Here is a 7,552-nt window from a genome sequence, read left to right on the forward strand (position 1 = left end):
AAATACATTTCGATTGTGGCATTGCGCTCCAGGCATCTCGGTGCTCTGGCCGCTTTGCCTAACCCCTCCGTCAAGGGGACGTCCCGCAAGCGGGCCGCCCCTTACGTCGAACGTTAGGCTTCAGAAGGCAGGGGCCTACTGGTGAGTCCGAAGCAGCCCATTCATGCTTGCCTGGTGCCGATTCCTTCGTCGGCATGGGTGTCCGTCCTCCGGCGGCCAGCGCGCGGTCTATGGCCGCTCCAGCCGTATTCAAGTCAGCCTGGGCACATGTAGGTGGCCTCAGCAGCACACCACGGTCGCCGGAACTGCTCTCGTTTGTCGCGGCCGGTGGTACTCTGGGGACCATCTCTGCCGGGCAAGCTTCCCGAGCTTAGCCAAGGTCGCTGAAATCCTTCGTCCCCGCCGCACAGCGTCGTAGCACTTGTTATGCAAGTACTCTGCTCTTCCAGTCACTGCATCGTCTGGCCGCCGGTCTTTAAACACATGCCGGTTGCGGCATTGCGTTCCGGGCGTCTCGGCGCCCCACTCGCTTTGCCTAACCCCTCCGTCAAGGGGACGTCCCGCAAGCGGGCCGCCCCTTACGTCGAACGTTAGGCCTGCAGTCTCATGATCGATACCAACGCGTTTGTAGCGCAGTTCGCTGGTCACCAGGTGCCGCCCTTCCTGCTACGTCTGCTTGAATATCAGAACGTAGTGGGCTATGGACGGTATTCCCAGGCACTCACGCTCTCCGTCGGTGAACGGTCCGGTCTCATCCATGGCTGGTCAGCTGATCCTGAGTTCCTTTCCAGGTTGTTGCCGTTTGCAATGGCAAATGCCTCGGGATCGTTCTATGCCTTGTGGAACAACGGCTCGTCAGCCGTTGTAGATCAATGGCCGGTGGTCGCGTTTGGCGACGAAGGCGGTGAATGGGTCGTGGCTCAAAATGTCTCCGAGCTGCTCAGCTTGAGCACCTTCGACGAAGAGCCAATGATTGATTACCATGGGGTCGCCTTCTTCAAAGACCCAGAGTGGTACCAGGAGAGCGAATTCCTTGATGACTACAAGCAGTGGCTGAAGGCCCAGCTCAATCTCGAAGCAATCGAAGATCCGGCACCTTTGGTCGCCGCCGCGCAAGCCGCGCTGCAGGAGGCATTCAATGTCTGGAAGCAACCCTTTCTCAAGCACAAAGATGGGCCGGCCTAACCCCTCCGTCAAGGGGACGTCCCGCAAGCGGGTCGCCCCTTACGTCGAACGTTAGGGCGCTATGAAGAGGATCGCCGCATACCTTCGCGCAGTTGTCTCAGACGTCTACTTCCTTCGCGTCTGCATGTTCCTTTGGGGGTCTTGCTTTGCTGCCTTCGGCGCCTTCGCCGTCATTTCCTGGAAGCCAGTCGAGGTATATGAATGGTTTGGGGTTGGCCTTTGCTTGTTGCTCGGCCTGCTCGGTGCCTTCCTCGTCGCGGTTGCAATCCTCGGATCAAGTGATGAAGTCGGTCGCGCAGTTGAACTGATGCATGAGGGGGGCGACATCCCGGGCGTTCTCTTTGTTGTCGTTGCCGCGTTGCTTGCAGTTCCTATAACAGCTCTGCTCCAAGTCTTCCTTGGCCGCCGTCGCCGGAGGTAAAGGCCACTGGCAATTTATGCTCTGGTCCACAACGCGCCCTAACCCCTCCGTCAAGGGGACGTCCCGCAAGCGGTCCACCCCTTACGTCGAACGTTAGGCCACACAGAGCATGAGACGTCCTGCGGCAAGCCGCAGTCCTCCCCTTACGTCGAACGTTGGGCCTCAATGAATGCCACGGGAGTGTTCTTGCTGCCCTGTCCAAGATGCGATCAAGGCGCGGTGCAACACATGCTAGTCCGAGCTAACCGCAGGCATGTATTCGTCTGCGACGAATGCGAGGCAACCTGGTTCGAAGCTGAGAGAATTGCGTCTTCAGGCCATGTAGATCTTGGCATCTACCTTCGTTCACTGGGGCTGCACCCGCTATGGTCAGAGTTGGCCCCGATCGAACCTGAACCGCCTGTCGGCGCGCAAAAACCAGTGCCTTAGCTTCCGGTCGGCCAGAACCGGCGTTCCGCCCACAACAAAATGCCCGCAGTCTTCTGCCATCAACTATTGCAGCAGTGGTTGCCCTATGGGGTCATTGCCGGCCCGGCGGGTGGGTTACTTGGCCTTTCTGGTCGCCACACCCTGAGGCCTAACCCCTCCGTCAAAGGGACCTGCCTGCGGCAGGCCCCTTACGTCGAACGTTAGGCCCTCCGGAAACAGCCCGCTTGCACCACTTTGGCGCGTCGCGCAGAATATCCACCTATGAACACAGCGTTCTCGACTTCATCCCTACATCTGGATATCTATATCCACATGTGGAGTCCGGCGTTGACGTCTAAATCACGTTAGGCCCCTGAAATGATTCATCCCGGCCTCGACTTCCATACCGTGCGCGTTGTCTGCACTGGCTGCGGTTGGTACCGAAACATCGCGCATTCCGGCTGCGCCGATGGCAAACGAGCGCTTGTGCACATTGAGCGCTCCCGTGATCCGAGCCATGTGCTGCGCAGCAAAGTCATTGAAGTTCCAGAAGCTCTACCGCTGAGTGAGGCGCTCGAAGCCAACCCGGGATACCGAGATCTCGTAGCAGAGGCGCACGAAAATGGCTTGTTCCAAATGGAAGCCGAGTTTCTTCCTCTTGTTGTTGATCAAGCATGCCCGCGGTGTAAACAGGTAGGTTCTCTTGGGCTGTCGCAAATCTGGAACCTTGGAAGCCATGTTCGCTACTAACCGCCGGCCTAACCCCTCCGTCAAGGGGACTGGCCTGCGGCCAGCCCCTTACGTCGAACGTTAGGTCTCACATGCGACCTCCACGCACAGCGGCAAAGGCCGGCCTCGTGGTTGTCACGGTTGCTCTATTTGTAGGCATCCATTCGGTTCTTTCTCGCTTTGCCTCCCACGCATCAGTTGCGGCAGCCATGGCTATCGCCGCCGCCGTGTTTTTCGCGTGCCTGGTCAAGGCGGCATCCGCTCGACGCGAATCCTCTAATGGGGCGTCGGCACACCTCCTATCGATCACAATGTGGGTAGCAATGGCCTTTCTTGTTGCTTGGCCAATTGGCGCGCTACTCGCTTATGCCCCTTGGAACCCAGCTAGCCACTGGCCGCCATAGCCACACTGATCTCCAAAGCCTGAGAGGTGCGCTTGCTTCTCCCGAGACCTAACCCCTCCGTCAAGGGGATGTCCCGCAAGCGGGCCGCCCCTTACGTCGAACGTTAGGCCCTCCGGGAACAGCCAGCTTGCGCCACCTTGGTGCGTCGCGCAGAATATCCACCTATGACCACAACGTTTTCGCCTTCATCCCTACATCTGGATATCTATATCCAGATGTGGAGTCAAGCGTTGACGTCTAAATCACGTTAGGGCGCTCATGCCGCCTTCGGTTCGGTCTCTAGTCCCCACGCTTGTTGTCTGCACATCAGTCACGCTATTCTTGTGTCAACGTCATGCAGGCTTCATGCTAGTTGCTTTAGCACTGCCTTTGACGCCTTGGCTCATACATAGCGCCCGGGTCATAGCAACTAAGCCTAACGCCAGGCGGCAGCAGTTGGCAAAGGTCAGCGTTTGGGTCGTAGGAGTGTCATTCGTATTAGGCTCACACGCAATCATGTTCGCCGCGGCCAAGAAGAAGGCGGAGCATATTTCAAGCGCCCTGGAAACATACATAAAGGAGTTTGGTCAATGTCCGCGAGAGCTTGAGGCAATTGGCTTCACCAAGGCAGTGCTGAGGGACGAGTTCGGTTACGCCGCCTACTTCTGTGAATCGGGAAAGCCAACGTTCTTTTACGGTAGTACGTTCGTCCCATTTGAAACAGAGAACTATGATTTCAGCACTCATACATGGCGACATGTCTATGATTGACCGGCGCCCTAACCGCTCCGTCAAGGGGACTGGCCTGCGGCCAGCCCCTTACGTCGAACGTTAGGCCCTCCGGGAACAGCCAGCTTGCGCCACCTTGGTGCGACGCGGAAAATATCCACCTATGACCACAACGTTTTCGCCTTCATCCCTACATCTGGATATCTATATCCACATGTGGAGTCCAGCGTTGACGTCTAAATCACGTTAGCCCTCAATAGCAATGCACCCGCGTCTCTTCATCTCGCTCATAACGCTGGCTTTGGTTCCGCATTCGGTTTGCGCGCAGTTCATTCAGGAGAGGTGCACCGTTGAAGCAAGAGGAACGGTCAGTCTTAGATTGGTCGCGCCAGATCGGAGCATCCGGAGCCTAGCGTTTGATCCGCAAACAAAGAGCATTTCCTTCAAAGGCACAACCCTGGCCGATCTCAAGTGGGTCAAGGGCTACAGCTCATTCAAGGAGATTTCGCTTGTCAAGAGCACGCCAGAGGCAAAGGCGGGCGAGCTCTTGTTCACGGCCGGCGATGGAGCCACCAAGACAATTGGCGCCATCCAATACGAGTGCTGGCATCAACTTGAGCGCGCAGTCAACAATGCCGTTCCAACGCATATCAAGCCTGAGGGCTAACCCCTCCGTCAAGGGGACGTCCCGCAAGCGGGCCGCCCCTTACGTCGAACGTTAGGCATCAGAAAGCAGCAGGCTGGTGAAGCCCAGGGACATTTCAACGGCTTCTTGGTGCCAGCTTCATCGTCGGCGTGGGCTGTCCGTCCTTCGGCGGCCAGCGCACGGGCCGTGGCGGTTCAAGCCGTATTCAAGTCAGCTTGGGCACAAGTCGGTGGCCGCAGCGGTACACCACGGTCGCCGGAATCGCTCTTGTTGGTCACGACCGGTGGTACTCTGTGGGCCATCTCTGCTAGGTCAGGCTTCCTGCGCTTTGCCGAGGTCGCTGAAATCCTTCGTCCCAGCCGCCCAGCGTCGTCGCACTTGTTATGCAAGTACTCTGCTTTGCCAGTCACTCGCTCCTGGGGCCGCCGGGTTTGAAATACATGTCGGTTGCGGCATTGCGTTCCAGACATCTCGGTGCTCTGGCCCCTTTGCCTAACCGCTCCGTCAAGGGGACTGGCCTGCGGCCAGCCCCTTACGTCGAACGTTGGGCGTCATGAACAGCGCATCCTCGCGGTACCCAGCAACTTCTGCTCGTCTGTCACTAGCGTCTCGGTTCGGCTTGCCGTACTCCGATGACATGCAAGATTGGGAGTGGGAGGTCGCGGATAGCCAACGATTCCAGGAATTTCTTGATGCGTATCGTTCGGCGAAGTTGAGTGACGACGAACGGTTCTCGCTGATGGAAATACTCGTGCAGTGTGTTGATGACATGGGGCCATCCTCCCAGGCGGGCGCGGCCTGGGCCGAACTCCAGCCCCTACTGGTGCAGGCTTTGCGCTTGCACGGAACAACCATCGAGTACTGGTCTCGCCTCGGTGAAGCCGACCCAGAATCCCAGTTCAACGTGTCGCCTCAAATGCGCGAAATCTATGCATTGATCGGTCCATGAGTTGTACCCTCGCCCCATTTAGTGCCGTCTCAACGGTGACGCCCAACCCCTCCGTCAAGGGGACGTCTTGCGGCAAGCCGCAATCCGCCCCTTACGTCGAACGTTAGGCAGCAATGTACTCACCCCACAGAAGCAGATCTTCAGATGCCTGAGCATTTCGCGTCGGTTGCCCATGGATGAAATCGAACTAATCGAGAAAAATCGCTGGCCAATCTTCGTTGTCGGGGCCCTGATGGGCTTTGTCCTCTGCGTCTGGTTGACCGGTGAAGTCCTTTCTTCTGCCGTTCTTGCCATAGGATTTGGTCTCTTTCTCAGCGGCTATCGCGTCGCAAAGCAGCTTACCTCCGAGGTCCCGTGGGCGTACTTGGAGGCAGAGGGCCGAATCAATGGCAAGCTTCCCAGCAAGCGGGGCGTTTGGGTAGGCAATCTCATTCCAGGTCTTCTATTCGGCATCTTAGGCTTGTGGTTACTTCTCCATACCATCAGCAGCAACCCAACTGCCACGAGTCTTCTGGCGCCTTCGTTCCCTTCAGCAGCGGTTGCGCAGCTACGCATCCCAGTTGGCGGCATTGCGTTCCGGGCATCGCCTTGCTCGACGCTTGTCGCCTAACCCCTCCGTCAAGGGGACTGGCCTGCGGCCAGCCCCTTACGTCGAACGTTAGACCTCAGAGAGAATACGCGTTCCACCTGGTGAGCGTGCGTGGTCCGCAACCATGCTCACTTTACTTTGTGCAGCGGAGGGAGAGTTGAGATGCAGATTCGGTCCACCATCACCATCCTGTTAGCTATTGCCTGTTCGGCGTGCGCAACCATCGTTGGTCAGCCAACGCAAGTAGTTCCAATCTCGAGCACCCCCAGCGATGCCGCCATTACGATTGTTGATGAGTCTGGGGTTGAGGTATTCAAGGGAACCACGCCCACCTCAGTAACCTTGCAGAAGAGCACTGGCAAGTACTGGGGCAAGAAGAGTTTCACCGTCACGATTGCGAAGGCCGGCTTCCAGCCTCAGACGATTCCCGTCACCGCATCGGCCAATGGCTGGTACATCGCTGGCAACTTCGTTTTCGGCGGCTTGATCGGTTGGTTCATCGTTGATCCGCTCAATGGTCACATGTACACGCTGTCGCCCGAGGCTGTGGCAGCGTCACTCAGCACCGTCGCGGCTCACAACAACACCGCCACCGATGGCAGCATCGCGATCGTCCTGCTCCAGGACGTGCCGGATTCGCTGCGCAACCAAATGGTTCAGGTACGCTGAGGTCTAACCCCTTCGTCAAGGGGACTGGCCTGCGGCCAGCCCCTTACGTCGAACGTTAGGTTTCACATGCGAGCTTTGCCGGTTGCTCTGGGTAGCCTTGCCGTTTCGTTTGCTACCTTCGTCGGGCTGCGAGTAATCTACCCATGGGCCATTGACGGCTACGGGATGAATGTCTTTGCTACCCAAGCTGATTTGCGAATCCTTCGCCAAGCCGTGCTCATCTATCAGAAGCAGCGCGGATCGCTGCCCGACACGTTGGACCAGTTGGTCCCCGAGTTCCTGGAGCGTCTACCTAAAGACCGGTGGAGCGCTGCATACGGCTATCGTCGCGATGCCACCAACCCTCAGTTCTTGCTTTACTCTACGGGGGCCGACGCCAAAGACCAGGCGGGAGCAGGAGACGACATCGTCGAATGGGAAAAGGAGAGCGATTGCAAAGTCTATGGAGCAGGTTGTCTCAGTGAGCGGCTTACAGAGCTCGCCAGGCTTACCTCCTTGGCGATGCTTCTTCTTTCAGCTTTGGCCTCCGTCGGCCTGCTCGCTGAAGGTCTTTGGCACCGGTCGAGGCATACAAATCGTGCAACCTAACCCCTCCGTCAAGGGGACGTCTTGCGGCAAGCCGCAAGCCGCCCCTTACGTCGAACGTTAGGCATCAGAAGGCAGCGGGCTGGTGAAGTCTCAGCGACGTATCTACGGCTTCTGGGTGCCTGCTTCATCGTCGGCGCGGGCTGTCCGTCCTTTGGCGGACAGCGCACGGGCCGTGGCGGTTCCTGCCGTATCCTGGTCAGCGCGGGCACATGTGGGTAGCCGCGGCAGCATGCCGAGGCTTCAAGTTGCCCTGTCT

Annotated in this window: 9 protein-coding genes; all 9 read left to right on the plus strand. The window is 58.0% G+C overall.

Features of this window, described 5'->3' with window-relative positions:
- Positions 1 to 606: 606 nt before the first annotated feature.
- Positions 607 to 1,185 (plus strand): hypothetical protein, encoded by a 579-nt coding sequence (locus AACH06_RS29690; protein WP_341429444.1) that lies wholly within the window; start codon positions 607 to 609, stop codon positions 1,183 to 1,185.
- A gap of 61 nt (positions 1,186 to 1,246) precedes the next feature.
- Positions 1,247 to 1,606, plus strand: coding sequence for a hypothetical protein (locus tag AACH06_RS29695; RefSeq protein WP_341429445.1), 360 nt, complete (start codon positions 1,247 to 1,249; stop codon positions 1,604 to 1,606).
- 786 nt (positions 1,607 to 2,392) lie between these two features.
- Positions 2,393 to 2,764: a hypothetical protein gene (locus AACH06_RS29700; RefSeq protein ID WP_341429446.1), complete on the plus strand. Its 372-nt coding sequence runs from the start codon at positions 2,393 to 2,395 to the stop codon at positions 2,762 to 2,764.
- A gap of 878 nt (positions 2,765 to 3,642) precedes the next feature.
- Positions 3,643 to 3,897 carry a hypothetical protein gene (locus AACH06_RS29705; protein WP_341429447.1) on the plus strand — a complete coding sequence of 85 codons (255 nt, stop codon included), beginning with the start codon at positions 3,643 to 3,645 and terminating at the stop codon, positions 3,895 to 3,897.
- Between the two features lie 220 nt (positions 3,898 to 4,117).
- Positions 4,118 to 4,522 carry a hypothetical protein gene (locus AACH06_RS29710; protein ID WP_341429448.1) on the plus strand — a complete coding sequence of 135 codons (405 nt, stop codon included), beginning with the start codon at positions 4,118 to 4,120 and terminating at the stop codon, positions 4,520 to 4,522.
- Positions 4,523 to 5,138: 616 nt separating this feature from the next.
- Positions 5,139 to 5,450, plus strand: a complete 312-nt coding sequence (locus AACH06_RS29715) for a hypothetical protein (protein WP_341429449.1) — start codon at positions 5,139 to 5,141, stop codon at positions 5,448 to 5,450.
- A 172-nt stretch (positions 5,451 to 5,622) separates the two neighbouring features.
- A complete protein-coding gene (locus AACH06_RS29720) occupies positions 5,623 to 6,060 on the plus strand; it encodes a hypothetical protein (protein WP_341429450.1) in 438 nt (145 codons plus the stop codon).
- A gap of 141 nt (positions 6,061 to 6,201) precedes the next feature.
- On the plus strand, positions 6,202 to 6,708 hold the full coding sequence (locus AACH06_RS29725) for a hypothetical protein (RefSeq protein WP_341429451.1): 507 nt from the start codon (positions 6,202 to 6,204) through the stop codon (positions 6,706 to 6,708).
- A 66-nt stretch (positions 6,709 to 6,774) separates the two neighbouring features.
- Entirely contained in the window at positions 6,775 to 7,296 is a 522-nt protein-coding gene (locus AACH06_RS29730; protein WP_341429452.1) for a type II secretion system protein GspG, read from the plus strand.
- The last annotated feature ends 256 nt before the right edge of the window (positions 7,297 to 7,552 follow it).

This window comes from Ideonella lacteola (assembly GCF_038066555.1).
In the GTDB taxonomy this organism is placed as follows: domain Bacteria; phylum Pseudomonadota; class Gammaproteobacteria; order Burkholderiales; family Burkholderiaceae_C; genus Ideonella; species Ideonella lacteola.

Bases quoted from the DNA above. Each gene is read 5' to 3' on its own strand.
- AACH06_RS29705 (WP_341429447.1), top strand. From the start codon at position 3,643: ATGTTCGCCGCGGCCAAGAAGAAGGCGGAGCATATTTCAAGCGCCCTG.
- AACH06_RS29710 (WP_341429448.1), top strand. From the start codon at position 4,118: ATGCACCCGCGTCTCTTCATCTCGCTCATAACGCTGGCTTTGGTTCCG.
- AACH06_RS29700 (WP_341429446.1), top strand. From the start codon at position 2,393: ATGATTCATCCCGGCCTCGACTTCCATACCGTGCGCGTTGTCTGCACT.
- AACH06_RS29720 (WP_341429450.1), top strand. From the start codon at position 5,623: ATGGATGAAATCGAACTAATCGAGAAAAATCGCTGGCCAATCTTCGTT.
- AACH06_RS29690 (WP_341429444.1), top strand. From the start codon at position 607: ATGATCGATACCAACGCGTTTGTAGCGCAGTTCGCTGGTCACCAGGTG.
- AACH06_RS29725 (WP_341429451.1), top strand. From the start codon at position 6,202: ATGCAGATTCGGTCCACCATCACCATCCTGTTAGCTATTGCCTGTTCG.
- AACH06_RS29695 (WP_341429445.1), top strand. From the start codon at position 1,247: ATGAAGAGGATCGCCGCATACCTTCGCGCAGTTGTCTCAGACGTCTAC.
- AACH06_RS29730 (WP_341429452.1), top strand. From the start codon at position 6,775: ATGCGAGCTTTGCCGGTTGCTCTGGGTAGCCTTGCCGTTTCGTTTGCT.
- AACH06_RS29715 (WP_341429449.1), top strand. From the start codon at position 5,139: ATGCAAGATTGGGAGTGGGAGGTCGCGGATAGCCAACGATTCCAGGAA.